Here is a 15,497-nt window from a genome sequence, read left to right as displayed (position 1 = left end):
TCAGCGATCTTTACAGCCGGCTACAATAACAAGCCTGGCACGAACAAAGACTGATTAAAAAACCCCATGCCGTCACTCGGCAAGGGGTTTTTTCAGATGTATTTACTTCAAATCATATTTCTTCTTCTCGACAAACTCTTTCATATACATACGCTTCTTAGCTGAAAGCATTCTGGCCATCTGCGCTGACCAGGTATCGACTCTCTGTCCATTCGTTCGTTTATGGTAATAGCTGGCCACCGTTTCATCATACTCTTCCAGCTCTTTTGCCACCGATTCCTTGTCAGAACGATACGTATTTTCATGATACACATGAGACAGCGGCCTTCTTGGCTTAAGATCGTTATCTTCATCAGGAACACCCACTGCCAGGCCGAATAAAGGAATGACTCTGTCCGGGATATCAAGGACTTCAGAGACAGCACCAAGGTCATTTCGGATTCCGCCGATGTAGCAAATCCCTAATCCCATTGATTCAGCAGCAACACTTGCATTTTGTGCAGCAAGAGCAGCATCAATCAGCGCCACCATAAACTTCTCTGTGCTTTCTAGCGACTGTGCTACTTCCGCACCTTCTTTTTCCCCGATGACCTCATGACGGTAAAGGTCCGCACAGAATACAAAGAAGTGCCCGTTCTTTTCCACATAGCTTTGATTGCCGGCAATGGCGGCAAGTTCAGCTTTCTTCGCAGAATCCGTAACACCCATGATGGTATACGCCTGGATCATGCTGGAAGTAGAGGCTGCCTGAGCGCTTCTTACCAGGGTTTCCACCTGCTCCCTTGACAGTTTTTCATCCTTGAACTTTCGGACAGACTTATGAGATAAAATTGTTTCGATAGTTGAATTCATTCATTTCGACCTCCATGACATCTTTTATATCCTCTATGTTAAGCTTCCCCTTTTTTCTATACAAATAAAAAGAACCGGAAAACCGGTCCTTGTAAAAAATCCTATTTCAAATGGAGATAATCCTGCTGGCGCAGCGCTTCATATATAAGAATCGCAGCGGTATTAGAAAGATTCAAGGAACGGACGTTATCATTCATCGGAATTCTCAGGCAGCGGTCCTTGTTGTTCTCGATGATATCATCCGGCAGCCCGGTCGTTTCTCTTCCAAAGATGAAGAAATAATCCTTATCCTTGCCGGTATAATCATAGCCGGAGTGAACGTTCGTCCCGTACTTTGTAAGATAGAAGAACTCTCCGCCCGCATTCTTTTCAAAAAATTCCTCAATGGAATCATAATAAACAATCTCTACAAACTGCCAATAATCAAGACCTGCCCTCTTCAGCATTTTGTCATCTGTTGAAAAGCCCAATGGCCTGATCAAATGCAGGGTCGTGTCTGTCGCTGCACATGTTCGGGCAATATTGCCTGTGTTAGCCGGAATCTCTGGTTGATAAAGTACTACATGTATACCCACTATTCGTCACCTCGTTAATAAACTCTATGTGACATTATACCACTGTTTTTTTTCTGAGAACAACACTCTAGGCATTATCCTCAATTGTGAAGAATTTGTATTTGATGTTGGGCGTGTAGGCAGTCGAGTCCTCATAGTTCCAGTACCTGAGCCTGCTATTCGTGGTATGGGCGTTGACAAGCGGCAGCCCAAAGGCATCTTTGGACGTCACGATGGTGTTGTGATTGTACCTGCCGTCTCCCTCGAAGTCATAGCAGATAACATCCCCAAGCTTCAGCTCATCCGGACTGCTCACTTCCCTGGCTTTCAATCCTGCATTGGAAGATGGCAGATACATTCGAAGGGCATGGGCTACTGACCAGCTGAAACTCCAATTGTTATTTCTCATCCACCAGCCTTTGCCGCGGCTCGGGTATCCCCTCATGGGTGCGTTGCCGGCATGAAGGCACTGCGAGATAAAATTGGTACAGTCGACTTCAAATTTTTTATAAGCAGGATTATAGCTGTTCCACCACTTCTCTGCATATTGAACGGCCTTCAACCGGTCGTAGTTATACGACAACCGTTCACTCTCCTCGTCTTCCAGTTCGCGCAGATTAATAGCGGGTGTCACCTGCTGGCTGTAATTAACCGGAAGCTCATCGTCACTCACCAGCTCTTCTCCATAAAAAAAAGCCTCTCTCGCCTCTATTTCCTCTTCAATATGAAGGAACCCTTTTTGTTTGATCAGATATTTCAGGTGAACCGTATAGTCCACACGGCTTCCATTTTCAACTTCAGCAATCGTTTCAACTTTCCCTATTCCTTCAACCTTCACAATCTCGCCTTGCCTGTCTCTTAATAACTCATTCTTTCTCTGAATCTTTTCAGAACCGTCGCCGTCAAAAAACTTTAAGATTCTCTGCTCCAGCACTGTCTTCAGTTGCTTTCTCATTTCCCCGCCTCCCTCTCTAGATATTTCTATGACAGAAGGAAGGCAGGCAAAACTAATAATGGGGGAAAGCTTTTTAAAAAGATGCTTTTGCAAAGATTGTATTGTTTTAAGAGTATAGGATTTCCGCTCCAATCCTTCTAAGTAAAAGATGGTGGTGGATAAAATAGCATCCAAAAGCAGCAATCCTCTAGAAAAGAGCCTTTTATCATGATTGGATTGAGCCGGGCTCATATCCCGCTTTTTGAACCCCGCTCAAAAATAGGTGTCACACATTGAAATTGCAAGAAAAAATGGGTATCACCCCCTGACCATCCGTCCCAATTTTGCATATTTTAGTTATATAGGGTTTGAAAATAAGGGAAGGAGGAAGCGTTATCAAAATATTGCTCTCATTGTTTCTCAGTTTCTCTTTGTTCTGTTTTCTTAACGGAATGGCCCAGTTTTCAGCCGCTGAGAAAACCGGAAGGACATTGATTGTTGCCCACAGAGGTGCTTCGGCTTTAGCGCCTGAAAATACTCTTTCTGCCTTTGATGCCGCGGTCAGTCTTGGAGCAGATTATATAGAAGTGGATATTCAAATGACGAAGGATGGCAAACTGGTTGCCATGCATGATGTGACTGTGGATCGGACAACGAACGGAACCGGGAGAGTGAAAAATCTTACCTTTTCTGAATTAGCCTCGCTGGATGCGGGCAGCTGGTTCGGCCCATGGTTCAAGGGAGAAAGAGTCCCCTCGCTTGAAAGCATACTTGACCGGTACAGCGGCAGGACTGGTATTCTGATTGAACTTAAACATCCTTCCATTTATCCTGATATGGAAGAAGAGTTGGCGAAAACCTTATCAAGCCGGATATCCTCAAGTGCCCCCCCTCCTAACATAATCGTACAGTCTTTTGATAAGCAATCCATTCAGGAATTTCATCAATTGCTCCCCGCTGTACCGACCGGCCTGATTGTATCGGCATCAGAGTACTCTTCCGAAGAAGACATGCTGGCGGTTGATGGCTTTGCTTCTTTCATAATCCCTCAATCTACGTTGGTTGATGCAGGATTTATGCGGCAGGCAAAGGAACGAAACCTGAATGTCTTTTCTTGGACGGTTTCAGATCCAGGGACCGCTCGGACACTGCGCAATCTCAATGTAAATGGCATCATCACCAACTATCCAGTCAAGGAATACCACTATTCCAACGAAGTACACCAGAGGATTTCCTTTCTCATTAGTGCTATTACCTTTATCGTTATGCTTGTTCTAAAAAGATGACTCAGTTTTCTTGTACCACTCCTTCAGCATCTTTGTGAGCATGTGCTGTAAGAGTTAATGTTCACTCTTTATGCAAATTCCCCCTCAATTTAAATCAGGAGGCTTTAGCCTGGTGCTCAGTGATCTGCGCCTTAAGACTACACCATTTGGCAGAGGCGATGAGAGGTTTTTTTCCAGCAATCTATTCCTCGCCAGCATCCCCAGTCTCTTCCTCTTCTGTCTCTACGTCATCAAGAGGCAGCCACTCAAGCAGTTCAGCGATCACTTTGTTTACTTTCCCATTCACTTCTTCGCCGCCGAACTTGATGATGGCTTTACTCAATAATCCTTCATTGTCTTCTGTCAGTTGCAGCAGGGGCTTGTCTTCCACCGATTCATTATACAGCTCGATAAAGGCGTCCAATCCCTCAGACAATTGGTCGATGGCCTGGCTGAGCTGATTTCTTTCCTTATCATCCACTTTCACTTGTATCAGCTCCTTTGGTCGATTTCTTTTAGTATGTCCAGGTAAGAAGGAAATTTTTTATTCTTTTGAATTTGACTCAGGTGGAATGAAGTATAAAAGGATTGGCTTTTCTGAGTGTACATAGATGACTTTCAGCCAATCAAGGCTTACATACTTACATGGACATAATCTTAAGGAGGCATACATTATTGGATACACCTTCATTCATCCTCACTCTAGTCGCTCTCAGTGCGCTTTTACTCATAAGCAAGTGGGTAAGAATTGTAACTCCTTTATTTCAAAGATACTTTATACCCACTTCCATCATCGCCGGGCTTCTCGGTTTGGCAGCAGGCCCTCAGGTGCTTGGTAAAATAGTTCCTGGTGAAACTTTTGATTCCGGTCTTTTTACAGAAGGAATCATGGAAACATTCGGACTCATGCCGGAAATCTTGATTACGATTATTTTTGCTGCCTTATTCCTGGGCAAATCCCTCCCAGGTCCAAAGTCAATATGGAAGCAGGCCGGCCCTCAGTTATCGTACGGACTGACAGTCGGTTGGGGGCAATATGTCATTGGGCTATTGCTGGCGTTGTTTGTTTTATCAACCTTCTTCGATCTGCCTCCCGCAGCTGGAGCACTGATAGAAATCAGCTTTCAGGGAGGACCGGGAACTGCAGCCGGATTATCCAGCACTTTTGAATCCTTGAATTTTGAAGATGGTGCGGACCTTGCCTTGGGATTGGCGACAATTGGAATTCTGTCGGCAGTCATTGCCGGGATGATCATAGTCAACTGGGGAATCCGAAAGAATAAGACGAAGCAGGCTGAGAAACCTTCCGAGCTTTCTCAATCGGAAAAGAAAGGCATCTTTACAGAGGAGGGGGTATCCGCTGGAAACTTGACCACCCGGCAGCAATCGATCGAATCACTCACCATTCATGTTGCTCATATTGGTGCAGCAATCGGTATCGGATTGCTAGTGCAATGGGCCTTTGTTGAACTCGAAAAACTAACTTGGGGCGCTATGTTCGATGTGTATATCTTTGAATATGTCCCCCTCTTTCCGCTGGCTATGGCAGGCGGTGTCGTGGTGCAGCTTTTATCCAGGAGACTTTTTAAATACAACATCATAAATAGAGATCTCGTAAAACGCATTCAGGGACTGTCCCTGGATTTGCTCATCACGGCATCCGTGGCGTCCCTTTCCCTAACAGTCATTGGCAATAACCTTCTGCCGTTCCTGATTCTTGCTGCGGCAGGGATTCTCTGGAATGTCCTGGCTTTACTGTTTTTAGCACCAAGAATGATGCCTGATCATTGGTTTGAACGTGGAATTGTTGATTTTGGACAATCAATGGGGATGACTCCAACAGGGCTGCTTCTTCTGCAGATTGTTGACCCTGAACGAAAAACACCAGCCTTTGACAGCTTTGGCTACAAACAGTTACTATTCGAGCCAGTGATGGGCGGCGGATTATTTACGGCTGCTTCCCTGCCTTTAATCGTGCAGTTTGGAGCAGTACCGATGCTCATTCTTACATCCGTCTTATTTGTCGTATGGCTTCTGATCGGACTGCTTCACTTTGGTAGAAAATAATAACCTCTATGGAAGAATATCTCAACATGAACCATGTAGTGCAAGGAAATGATAGTCACGACTACTTTTTAAAATGGGGGATGTTTTATGCACGATGTGTATAGAGATATGGTGACGGTTGAAGATGAAAACGGACAGCGTGAAGACTATACAGTAGAAGCTTTATTTGAAATGAAAGGCCGCTCATACGCAATGTTGAAATCTGATCATTCCAATCACACAATTGTTATGAAGGTGGAGGAAGAAGGAGACGATCAATATCTCGTCAGCATCAAAAATGAGGAAGATGTTGATTCCATCCTGGATGCGTACCAAGTGGCAGTGGCAGGAACGGAAGATTTGGAAGTGGACAGGCAATAAACAGACCGTACTGTAAATTCTGCTCCAGGTGTGCGGCCTCCTTTGGACCAAGGTACTAAGGAGGCCGCACCACTTTCGCTTTAATCCATCCTGACCTTTTAAGGCCATTTTGAATTCAAAGTCCTAAGTCATTTACGACTCATTAGCACCGGCCCTTCTGTTAGAACTAACTCTTCCCCTGATAGGTATAACTCAGCTCCCCATTCAAAAGGCCTAGCACTCCACCGCGATGATAAGGCATCCTCTCATCTGCCGTTTTAATATCGACCCATGAAATGGCCTCTATTTCTTCTTGATCCAAAATAGAAATCTCACCTTCCAACACTCTTGTTTTAAAAGTAAAAAACAGGGGATGAACCTCTTTCTTCAAGAAAAATGCTTCATTCACAGCAAGAAGTTCTTCCACTTCCACTGTTAGATTGGTTTCTTCCTTTACCTCGCGGATCACTGCCTCTTCAAGGGTTTCCCCTGTTTCAACAGCACCTCCTGGAAGCGTCCATACTGACCCGGCATTCTTGACCATGAGCACCCTTTTTTCGAGCTCATCAAAAACCAGTGCATACACAACATCTTCTCTTTTCATAAGCAACACTCCTTCCTATTAAGATGATACCGCTTCTTTTGTGTCAGGCTCACTCTCGGCTTCTTTTATATGAAGTTTTTTCATGATAACAGCATAGAGGGCAGTGCCGGAGAGCCCCAGTGAAAGCAGCAGGATTCCCATGGATACGGGCGGAATCCATTCCCCTGCTATGATTAAAAGCGAGGCGACAATGGTGGCTCCGTAAAAAGTCATGCTGTAGCACGCCATGTAGGTGCTTCTTGCATGAGAAGGAGCAAGATCCCCTATCATGGCCTGCTTTATGGGAACATACATCAGTTCCCCGATGGTGCCGATAAACATCGCTATGAACAAGAACATTATGTTATTGGTGAAAGCAAAGGTGCTGTAGCAAACGCAAAAAATAAACATACCAGTTACAAGTGTCCAGCGGTCTTTCCATTTCTTCGTCAAAACTAATACGACAGCCGACAGGAGGACGACTAGTAAAGTACTTTCCGTCCGCAGAAAACCAAGCATTTTTGTTCCATCAATTATAAAATCAAAGTTCAGCAGGGAAACCGATTGTTCAGGAATATCCCTTTCCAGCCGGATTCCCACGTAGTTCGTGAGGGATTCCTCTAAAGACAGAATCAGTACCGCTCCAATAATATAAAACATGAACAGTTTATCTTTCATCACAGCGGCATAATCCCGAAACATTGATGCAGGGGCAGTATTTTTGGCAGGTTCTGATGAAGAGGCAGGTGTGTAGGTCTCTGAGATGAGGAAAACTGTGACAAGGACTGAAAGCAGGGAAATCGCCGATACTCCTATGAATAGCTGGAATAAATAGTCTTTAAAAAGGAACGCTCCGATTATCCCTCCAATCGCGGAGGCCAAGTTGCCCAGCCAATAACTGATCGTGAACACAAACTTTCTGGAGCCTGTGTCGGTGACATCTATCATCATCGCCTGTGCAGCAGGCTGAAACATCCCTCCGCAAAACATGTTGATGATGAACAATCCAGCTGAAACATAAGGAAGATCAAACCAAGGAGAGTTGCACAGCGAAATCAATAGATAGGATAGTAAAATGCCAATTTCGGCATAAATCATGATTTTCCTGCGTCCGATCTTATCAGAGATATGGCCTCCGATAAAACCGCCGGCAACTCCGCAGATGACGATCAAAACAAGGAGGATACCTGTTACCGCGGCACCAATCCTTTCAGCAAAATAAATCGCCAGAAAGGGAATCACCGCCATGGAGACGAGTCCTCCTAAAAATTGCATAATCAAACGCAGTCTAATATTGGGATGAATATCTTTCAGTCTCACTCCGTTTCCTCCTCATCATTTCGTCACTGGGCCGAATAAACGCAACGCCTGGATAGTCAGGCTATTCCATATAGAGTGAGTGGACTCATCGGTGAATGTCAGTCTCATTCCATTGAGGATCGATAAATACGATTCGGCAATCAGCGAAGGAGACTCTTTATAAAAAACGCCCTCTCTCTGCCCTTCTTCAATGACAGGAATCACACTGCCTACAAAGTCATTGACAAACGACGCCAATTCCTCAAAAAGCGCGGGAAAGCGTTCCGGGCTTCCCAGTACCTGTTGAATTAAGCGCAGGAATTCGCTTCGGTCAGAAAATAGATTGATATGACATTGAATCATTTCCTTGATTTTTTCCAAGGGGCTTCCCTTAAATTGATCATTTACCTCTGAAAAATATGGTTTGATTTCTTCGAGCGGCTCCAAGATTGCTGCCTCATACAGCGCTTGTTTGGTCTCAAAGTATGTAAAAACCGTCCCGAAGCTGACTCCAGCCTCTTTGGCCACGGCTGCGATGGTTGTTTCTGCAAAGCCATTTTCACTGAATTGCTTGACGGCTGCTTTTAAGATACTGCTTCGTTTCAATTTCTTCTTTTCACTCATCGATTGAGTTTCGGGCATAGTTAAATCTCCTTTTAAAAAATGATTGATTGATCAATCAAATATATCATACAGTTCATAAATTGTAAATATTTCCTTTCGATAACTGTAAAAAAAGCCGGCCACCTATCTCTTTACAAGATAAGAAGCCGGTTCCTAATGAACGAATGATCAATTTCTTTTTGTACTAAATTGCAAGCCTGCCATCCGCTTCTCCCCCGTTAAGGTGAAGAATGCGACTGCACCAAGCGAAGCGGTAGTAAATAGAATTGCTCCCATCGGAACTGCAGTCGACTCATTAATGCCGACAAGCGGGGATACAATCGATCCCACCACAAGAGGAAGCATTCCTAAGACGGCACTAGCACTACCTGCGCGATGGCCCTGATGTTCCATCGCCAGAGTGAAGGTGCTTGTCAGAACCATTCCCATCGATGTCATATAAATGAAGATCGGGATGACAACCGCCGCCAGAGGGCCCTCAATAATTGTCATGACGAGAAGGAAAGCAGTCGCGCTCACAGCGATGATAACAGCCGCTCTTAGCAATTTTCTTTCCGGAATGATGCCTCCCAGCCTGCCAATGAGGAAACTGCCTGTTATAATCGCCAGGCCGTTAATCCCAAAGAGAATGCTGAATACCTGGGGAGATACTCCATAGATACCCTGGTACACAAACGGCGTTCCTGCAACATAGGCAAAACTTCCTCCATGAATCAATCCGATGGTCAGCACGTATCCGATAAAGGACCGGTCCACAAGCAAGCTGCCCATTGTCCTGACAGTACTTCCAAGAGTACTCGGAATCCGCTTTTCGGGCGGAAGAGTTTCCTTCAGCTTCAGGGCGATGACTGCTACAATCACAAATCCAAGAAACCCAAGAAAATAAAATATGGTATTCCATGTGGAAAAAGGAAGAAGCAGTATAGCTCCGCCCGTTATCGGGGCAATCATCGGTGCTGTCGCATTGATGACCATCAACAGAGCGAAGAATTTCGTTAACTCTCTTCCGCTGAACACATCCCGTACAACTGCACGCGAAAGCACTACTCCTGCTGACGCAGTGAAGCCCTGCAGAAATCGAGCAATAATAAGCACTGTGATACTTGGTGCGATGGCACAGAGTATCGAGGCCAGGGCAAATAAAAAGATAAAAAGCAGCAAGGGGCTCCTTCGCCCTTTTGCATCACTGATCGGTCCTACCACAATCTGACCGGCAGCAAGTCCAATCAGACAGCTTGTCAAACTAAGCTGAACCTGTGAAGCCGTTGCCCCAAGGTCACTGGCTATGCCAGGAAAACTCGGCAAGTACATATCGATATTCAGCGGGCCGAGCACACCCAGCATTCCCAGTAGAAAAGCCAGGGCTATCCGTTCTCTGCCTGTTGGTTGTTGTATCATGCTTGTTAAACTTCCTTCCTTTAATACACTTTCAATGTATAAAACTCTTATACTTAAATTTCCAATAAGTTCAATTGATTCTAGCAAAAACCTATTCATAGGACAATAAATTTGTCTTTTTATATAGGCTCTTTTTGTAAACTTGTCGCTATTCTATACTAATTCCGAAAAACTAACTATAATTCACCTTAAAAACCTGGTTATCATGAAAAGAAAAGAGTTGTTTCCCCGATTAGAGAGAAATCCCTTACAATCCGGCTCTTGGGATTTTTCCGAAAGCAACAATATATGTGAAACCAGCCTATATTTATGATTAACTTTGTTCTGGTCTCTTCGTGTGCTTGTTTCCACGCCGTAGCGCTTGGGAATAGGGACTATAAGGAGGTTGGAGAATGATTATACTCAGCTTTTTTCTCATATTATTATTTGTGGGTGTCCACTTTTTTGTTAAGTACTTTACCAGTTTGATGGAGCAGCCTCGGAAACCGCTTCTTTCCATTGCCAGCGGAGCATCAATCGCATATGTGACCGTGCACTTATTCCCTGAATTTCAAAAACTTCAAAAAGAATTCAACCTATTATGGAGTATACCGGAAAGGTTTCACGACTATAGCTTGTACCTGATTGCCACCATCGGCTTCCTTGCCTTTTACTCTATCAACCACTTCGTCAAACGCCGCAAGCAAAATGGAGAAAATCCTAATTTTATGGTATTCAGCATCCATATCGGGGCATTTGTCATTTACAATTCCTTTATTGGGTATTACCTTATCAAAGGGTTGAAGCAGGAGCCGAAGCACTTGGTCATTTTTTCAGCAGCCTTCTTATTGCATCTCATGGTCAACGATGTCGGCTTACGGCTGGACCATAAAAAACGCTATGATCCAGCAGGTTCGACAGTTCTGTCCCTATCTGTCGTCGGAGGCTGGTTGCTAGGATGCTTTGTCACCCTTCCCACACCTATCTTTGCCCTCTGGTTCAGCTGGCTTGCAGGCGGAATCCTTCTCAATACAATAAAAGAAGAACTGCCAAGTGAACGCAAGAGCAGACTGCTTCCGTTTGTTCTCGGAATCGTTTTGGCTTCAGCCTTATTTGTCCTCTTATAGTAAAGCTGTTCTTAGAAATCGGGTAGAAAAGGACGTTATCTTCCTGAATTTATATTAAATAGCAGTAAATTTACAGAGGACCCTATAGCAGACAACCAAAAACGGACCAGGCCTTTGCGGCAGGTCCGTTTTTAAGTAGCCGAAAGCATCTCCAGCCCCTTATGAATTTCAGAAATCACTTCTTCATCCTTTTCTTTTTCAAGAAGCCTTTGCAGAGCTTCTTCCGCTTCCTTGCCGCCTATCTTCCCTGCTGCCCACGCAGCTGTGCCTCTGATGACAGGTCTCACATCGTTCTCCATCACAGAGATCAGATCAGGAATCGCAGTTTGATCTTTATAATGAGCCAGGGCAATGATGGCGTTCCGTTGAATCGGCTTCTTCCCTCTCCATGAACCGGATACGTGCCCATATTTCTCTTTAAAATCCCTGTTGCTTATCGTCAGCAAAGGTTTCAGCAGCGGCTTGGCGATTTCAGGATCCGGCTCCATTTCCCAATGGTTATGGAAGTCCTTCCCTTTGTTTTCAGGACAAACTGTCTGGCACGTATCACAGCCATACAGCCTGTTGCCAAGTTTCGCCCGAAATTCATCAGGCAGAAATCCTTTCGTCTGGGTCAGGAAGGCAATGCATCGCTGGGCATTGAGCTGTCCGCCTTCGATAAGGGCACCCGTTGGGCAAACATCCACACACTTATTGCATGTTCCGCAATTCTCTTCGATTGGCTCATCAGGTGCAAAAGGCAAATTAGTAATCATTTCACCCAGATAGACATAAGAACCAAACTCCGGTGTGATAATGGCGCAGTTTTTTCCGCTCCAGCCAATTCCCGCACGTTCGGCAACAGCCCGGTCGACAAGTTCACCGGTGTCCACCATGGATTTGAACTGAGCTTGAGGAACCTTAGAACGGATATAGTCTTCAAGTTTTGCCAAGCGGTCCCTTAGAACGGCATGGTAGTCGGTGCCCCAAGAGGCTCTGCAAAAAATACCCCTGCGCTCTCCCCTCTTGCTTTGAGGAGCATCTTGCATCCGTGAAGGGTAGGCAAGAGCAATCGCGATGATAGATTTCGGTCCGTCGAAAATCAATGAAGGATCGACTCGTTTTTCGATATCTTTTTCCTCAAACCCTGACTGATAACCAAGCATCTCCTGGCGCAGCAGGCGGTTCTTCATTTCCGAAAAAGTATCCGCTGTCGTAAACCCGATCTTATCAATGCCGATTTCCTTGCTGTACTCAATGATATCCTGCTTCAGCCCATCAAAATCCATTGCTCTCTCCTCCTTTCTAATTGAGTAGTTGATTTCCGCTCCAGGTGGACGACTCCGCGGGGCGGGCGGTGAGCCTCCTCGGCTTTCGCCTGCGGGGTCTCACCTGTCCCGCTAGTCCCGCAGGAGATCGTACACCCTCCGCTCCAATCAAGGCTGCATAAAAATTTCAAGTTCAATAAGTTTATTGTCCAACATACCTTCGCATAAAAATAAAAGCTATTTTATATAATTAATTTTTTATCTCTAAGTGCTAAGACTGTTGCTGTATTTCAAATAAAGTAAAGAGTAAATGATACCATCTATTACTAACGTTTAAAGTATCTTATTTTAAACAAACGAATTCGCTTATATGAAATATGACCGTGTACTATGATAAACTATTTTAAAATAAATGTGGAGGGAAAATAAGTGGAAATTACAATAAGCCCTGCAATTACAGAGAAAATAGATGGATTTAAAATTGGATTTATTCAATATAAGGATATCGAAGTCGGAGCTTCCCCGCAAATGCTGAAAGGAAGGCTTCAACTCTTTCAAGAATCCATCTTCTTCGACCTGCAGCAAAAAGGCGTCACCGAGATAGACGGCGTCGCCCAATGGAGAAAGATTTTCAAGACTGCCGGAAAAGATCCCAACCGCTATCGGCATTCAGCTGAGGCATTATTTCGCCGTATTCAAAAGCAGAACTACCTGCAGACAATCAATTCGGCCATCGATCTCAACACCTTCTTTTCTCTTCAATATGAAGTTCCGATCGGCATCTATGACCTCCGTAATCTGCAAGGAGAAAACATTCAATTAAGACTTGGAGAACCAAGTGAAACCTACATTGGCCTGAATGGCCGGGAAAACTCCCTTGAAAACCTGATTGTGGCAAGCGACAACAGCGGCCCCTTTGGCAGCCCATTTGTTGACTCTTCGCGGGCTCCGGTTGGAGAAGAAACAAAGAACGCAATACAAATTATCTTCCTCAAGCCTTCTCTTTCAGTCGTGGAAAGCGAAAAGCTGACAAAATCGCTGATGGATATGTTTGTTTCGATTCATGGTGGAGAAGGAACTTATACTGTTGTGGAAAATTAATAGAAAAAGAGGCTGGAACAGAAGGTATTTGGGCAAAGCGACCGATGTAGCGACAACTTCGGACGGGAGCAGCCCCAAAAATGCGCCGGGCGACCGATGTGAGATCAACTTCGGACGGGAGCAGCCCTAAAAATGCGCAGGGCGACCGATGTAGCCGTAACTTCGGACGGGAGCACCCCCAAAAATGCGCGGGGCGACCGATGTGAGATCAACTTCGGACGGGAGCAGCCCCAAAAACGCGCAGGGCGACCGATGTAGCCGTAACTTCGGACGGGAGCACCCCCAAAAATGCGCGGGGCGACCGATGTGAGATCAACTTCGGACGGGAGCAGCCCTAAAAATGCGCGGGGCGACCGATGTGAGATCAACTTCGGACGGGAGCAACCCAAAAAACGCCCAGGGCGACCGATGTAGCCGTAACTTCGGACGGGAGCAACCCAAAAAACGCCTAGGGCGATCGATGTAGGGGCAACTTTGGTCATCCACGGCACAAATGATGCACAGGGCCACATTTTTGTCTGGGTACCTTACGCTATTCGGCTTTTATAGGTCTGATCTTAGTTATGTCCCAGCCTCTTTATTATTGAAGTTTTAACTATAACACCCAGTTTTTTAATCTCGCTAAATTCTCTTCCAGGAAAACAGCATTTTTTTCAATACCTCTGCGTTTACACCATCCGATACTATTGAACGCATCTACAAATCGGTAGAAAGGCAGTACACTTTCTAGATCAATTAATGGCCTGATGCTGGTATATCCCTCTTTATATGCAATATACAGGTTATCATCCATACTTAAAAAATCCCGGTACAGTTTAGTAAAATCCACTTCCGTCGAACCAAATCTTACACTTTCAAAATCGATGATTCCTGAAACTTCCTCATTATTGACTATAATGTTTGCCGGACGAAAGTCCATGTGAACAAAGCCTGGTCCGTCGGGAGCCGGGAGCTGTTTTTTCAACTCTTCAAATTTCTCAATGGACTTTCGATATAATTCTTCATCTACTATGCCCTTTACATCTTGGGCAAAACTATAGAATTGTTCTTCGATAAATTGAGACCAGTTCGAAAACTCATTTTTTATGCCCTCTAACTCTTCATCTGCGGGTGGACTGACAGAGTGCATTTCTGCATGAAGAACCCCAACCTGATATGCAACTGATGGTGAAACCCTGGATGTCAGCGGCTTTCCCTTTAATTCAGATAGCAGGAATGCACCGGCACACTCCTCATCACCCCTCCAAAAGTCCAGCAATTCCGGAATGGCTACTCTTCCGTTTAATATCTTATAGGCTTCTAATTCCCGCTGAAACTTAACCTTGGAAAAAGGCATCTTCAAATATACGTTTTCACCATTGAACAAAGTACACTTATAAACAGTTGAACTAAAGGAATCTTCAACCTCATTGGTTGATAGTACCTCCAGCCCAAAATGTTGAATGATAGAAGTTAACATCAAGCTTTTCCCCTTTTACATTGAAATCCTTAAACAATCTGTAGGAATTTTCTTTCTATTATAACATTTCCTCAAATGCCTTCGTATAGAAGATGCTGATTTCCATTTACCATATTGAATAAATATATAATTAAGGTTTTAGTATTCTTTAAAACTACTAGATGATTTTCTCTCTTTCGTCACAACTGACTTATTAAGCTAAAAAGTTTATTCTTGAATCACCATATTAAAGTATCAGATGTTATTCACAGAATGATGTATAGTCACAATGGGTTCATAATTACTCAGAACTTCAAGGAGATTCACTGAATCAACAAAAACATAATCAGTTATTTCAGCTCCAAAACCTGGTCCTGCACCCTTACTCAAATACCATTTTTCAAATTCAGAGTTTTCCATTTTAAATAACGGCCATAATTCCTTTCGACCATACTGGCCGGGATTTCTTGAATCTACATATTTAAGGTTATTTATCTCAGAACGATGACATTCATCAGAAAATCTTAGGGAAAGAACTCCTTCATTAAATGTGAAGCAAACATATTTATCTAAGAGTTTTCTATCTTTAATAATTTGATATATAATTTTGACTTTGGGGAATATGTATTCAAGCTTTTCAAATTCTAACACTTCCCCAATTTCCTCACTTGGACGCCAGTAATGCATAGT

Annotated in this window: 17 protein-coding genes; 5 read left to right on the top strand and 12 right to left on the bottom strand. The window is 44.2% G+C overall.

Going from position 1 to position 15,497, the window contains the following annotated elements:
- Positions 1–102: 102 nt before the first annotated feature.
- From nfsA to FZC78_RS15525, 3 genes are all read right to left on the bottom strand, one after another.
- Positions 103–852 (bottom strand): oxygen-insensitive NADPH nitroreductase, encoded by a 750-nt coding sequence (gene nfsA, locus FZC78_RS15535; RefSeq protein WP_148940938.1) that lies wholly within the window; start codon positions 850–852, stop codon positions 103–105.
- A 101-nt stretch (positions 853–953) separates the two neighbouring features.
- Entirely contained in the window at positions 954–1,427 is a 474-nt protein-coding gene (trmL, locus tag FZC78_RS15530; protein WP_148940936.1) for a tRNA (uridine(34)/cytosine(34)/5-carboxymethylaminomethyluridine(34)-2'-O)-methyltransferase TrmL, read from the bottom strand.
- Between the two features lie 67 nt (positions 1,428–1,494).
- Positions 1,495–2,361 carry an amidase domain-containing protein gene (locus tag FZC78_RS15525; RefSeq protein ID WP_148940934.1) on the bottom strand — a complete coding sequence of 289 codons (867 nt, stop codon included), beginning with the start codon at positions 2,359–2,361 and terminating at the stop codon, positions 1,495–1,497.
- Positions 2,362–2,744: 383 nt separating this feature from the next.
- On the opposite strand from FZC78_RS15525, the gene FZC78_RS15520 reads away from it, so the two are divergent.
- Positions 2,745–3,626: a glycerophosphodiester phosphodiesterase gene (locus tag FZC78_RS15520; protein ID WP_187444956.1), complete on the top strand. Its 882-nt coding sequence runs from the start codon at positions 2,745–2,747 to the stop codon at positions 3,624–3,626.
- A 181-nt stretch (positions 3,627–3,807) separates the two neighbouring features.
- Here the strand turns inward: FZC78_RS15520 and FZC78_RS15515 are convergent, their stop codons facing one another.
- Positions 3,808–4,092, bottom strand: a complete 285-nt coding sequence (locus FZC78_RS15515) for a protein mistic (RefSeq protein WP_187444955.1) — start codon at positions 4,090–4,092, stop codon at positions 3,808–3,810.
- 188 nt (positions 4,093–4,280) lie between these two features.
- On the opposite strand from FZC78_RS15515, the gene FZC78_RS15510 reads away from it, so the two are divergent.
- Both FZC78_RS15510 and FZC78_RS15505 read left to right on the top strand, forming a co-directional pair.
- Complete coding sequence (locus FZC78_RS15510) at positions 4,281–5,672, top strand: sodium/glutamate symporter (protein ID WP_252183640.1); 1,392 nt, start codon at positions 4,281–4,283, stop codon at positions 5,670–5,672.
- Positions 5,673–5,759: 87 nt separating this feature from the next.
- A complete protein-coding gene (locus FZC78_RS15505) occupies positions 5,760–6,032 on the top strand; it encodes a DUF1292 domain-containing protein (RefSeq protein WP_148940927.1) in 273 nt (90 codons plus the stop codon).
- A gap of 166 nt (positions 6,033–6,198) precedes the next feature.
- Here FZC78_RS15505 and FZC78_RS15500 read toward each other — a convergent pair whose 3' ends face one another.
- From FZC78_RS15500 to FZC78_RS15485, 4 genes are all read right to left on the bottom strand, one after another.
- Entirely contained in the window at positions 6,199–6,615 is a 417-nt protein-coding gene (locus FZC78_RS15500) for an NUDIX hydrolase (RefSeq protein ID WP_148940925.1), read from the bottom strand.
- Positions 6,616–6,633: 18 nt separating this feature from the next.
- Positions 6,634–7,914: an MFS transporter gene (locus FZC78_RS15495; protein WP_148940922.1), complete on the bottom strand. Its 1,281-nt coding sequence runs from the start codon at positions 7,912–7,914 to the stop codon at positions 6,634–6,636.
- Between the two features lie 15 nt (positions 7,915–7,929).
- Entirely contained in the window at positions 7,930–8,535 is a 606-nt protein-coding gene (locus FZC78_RS15490; RefSeq protein ID WP_148940920.1) for a TetR/AcrR family transcriptional regulator, read from the bottom strand.
- 150 nt (positions 8,536–8,685) lie between these two features.
- Complete coding sequence (locus FZC78_RS15485) at positions 8,686–9,915, bottom strand: Bcr/CflA family efflux MFS transporter (protein ID WP_148940918.1); 1,230 nt, start codon at positions 9,913–9,915, stop codon at positions 8,686–8,688.
- 392 nt (positions 9,916–10,307) lie between these two features.
- Between FZC78_RS15485 and FZC78_RS15480 the strand changes: the two genes are divergently transcribed.
- Positions 10,308–11,021 (top strand): hypothetical protein, encoded by a 714-nt coding sequence (locus tag FZC78_RS15480; RefSeq protein ID WP_148940916.1) that lies wholly within the window; start codon positions 10,308–10,310, stop codon positions 11,019–11,021.
- A 131-nt stretch (positions 11,022–11,152) separates the two neighbouring features.
- Here the strand turns inward: FZC78_RS15480 and queG are convergent, their stop codons facing one another.
- Positions 11,153–12,289, bottom strand: coding sequence for a tRNA epoxyqueuosine(34) reductase QueG (gene queG / locus FZC78_RS15475; RefSeq protein WP_148940914.1), 1,137 nt, complete (start codon positions 12,287–12,289; stop codon positions 11,153–11,155).
- The gene (locus FZC78_RS15470; RefSeq protein WP_148940912.1) at positions 12,271–12,465 is read right to left on the bottom strand and encodes a hypothetical protein; all 195 of its coding nucleotides are present in this window, start codon (positions 12,463–12,465) and stop codon (positions 12,271–12,273) included. Before FZC78_RS15470 ends, queG begins: the two co-directional genes overlap by 19 nt.
- A 232-nt stretch (positions 12,466–12,697) precedes the next feature.
- On the opposite strand from FZC78_RS15470, the gene FZC78_RS15465 reads away from it, so the two are divergent.
- On the top strand, positions 12,698–13,369 hold the full coding sequence (locus tag FZC78_RS15465; RefSeq protein WP_148940910.1) for a B3/B4 domain-containing protein: 672 nt from the start codon (positions 12,698–12,700) through the stop codon (positions 13,367–13,369).
- A 595-nt stretch (positions 13,370–13,964) separates the two neighbouring features.
- Here FZC78_RS15465 and FZC78_RS15460 read toward each other — a convergent pair.
- Together FZC78_RS15460 and FZC78_RS15455 are read right to left on the bottom strand one after the other, a co-directional pair.
- Entirely contained in the window at positions 13,965–14,828 is an 864-nt protein-coding gene (locus FZC78_RS15460) for a phosphotransferase family protein (RefSeq protein ID WP_148940908.1), read from the bottom strand.
- Positions 14,829–15,062: 234 nt separating this feature from the next.
- On the bottom strand, positions 15,063–15,494 hold the full coding sequence (locus FZC78_RS15455; protein WP_148940906.1) for a hypothetical protein: 432 nt from the start codon (positions 15,492–15,494) through the stop codon (positions 15,063–15,065).
- Between the last annotated feature and the right edge of the window lie 3 nt (positions 15,495–15,497).

Source organism: Rossellomorea vietnamensis, assembly GCF_008180415.1.
Classification (GTDB): domain Bacteria; phylum Bacillota; class Bacilli; order Bacillales; family Bacillaceae_B; genus Rossellomorea; species Rossellomorea vietnamensis_C.
This window is presented reverse-complemented; position numbering and strand designations above follow the sequence as displayed.

Excerpts from the sequence above, each read along its gene's own strand:
- FZC78_RS15490 (WP_148940920.1), bottom strand. The coding sequence starts at position 8,535 with ATGCCCGAAACTCAATCGATGAGTGAAAAGAAGAAATTGAAACGAAGC.
- FZC78_RS15505 (WP_148940927.1), top strand. The coding sequence starts at position 5,760 with ATGCACGATGTGTATAGAGATATGGTGACGGTTGAAGATGAAAACGGA.
- FZC78_RS15460 (WP_148940908.1), bottom strand. The coding sequence starts at position 14,828 with ATGTTAACTTCTATCATTCAACATTTTGGGCTGGAGGTACTATCAACC.
- FZC78_RS15500 (WP_148940925.1), bottom strand. The coding sequence starts at position 6,615 with ATGAAAAGAGAAGATGTTGTGTATGCACTGGTTTTTGATGAGCTCGAA.
- nfsA (WP_148940938.1), bottom strand. The coding sequence starts at position 852 with ATGAATTCAACTATCGAAACAATTTTATCTCATAAGTCTGTCCGAAAG.
- FZC78_RS15455 (WP_148940906.1), bottom strand. The coding sequence starts at position 15,494 with ATGCATTACTGGCGTCCAAGTGAGGAAATTGGGGAAGTGTTAGAATTT.
- queG (WP_148940914.1), bottom strand. The coding sequence starts at position 12,289 with ATGGATTTTGATGGGCTGAAGCAGGATATCATTGAGTACAGCAAGGAA.
- FZC78_RS15485 (WP_148940918.1), bottom strand. The coding sequence starts at position 9,915 with ATGATACAACAACCAACAGGCAGAGAACGGATAGCCCTGGCTTTTCTA.
- FZC78_RS15480 (WP_148940916.1), top strand. The coding sequence starts at position 10,308 with ATGATTATACTCAGCTTTTTTCTCATATTATTATTTGTGGGTGTCCAC.
- FZC78_RS15525 (WP_148940934.1), bottom strand. The coding sequence starts at position 2,361 with ATGAGAAAGCAACTGAAGACAGTGCTGGAGCAGAGAATCTTAAAGTTT.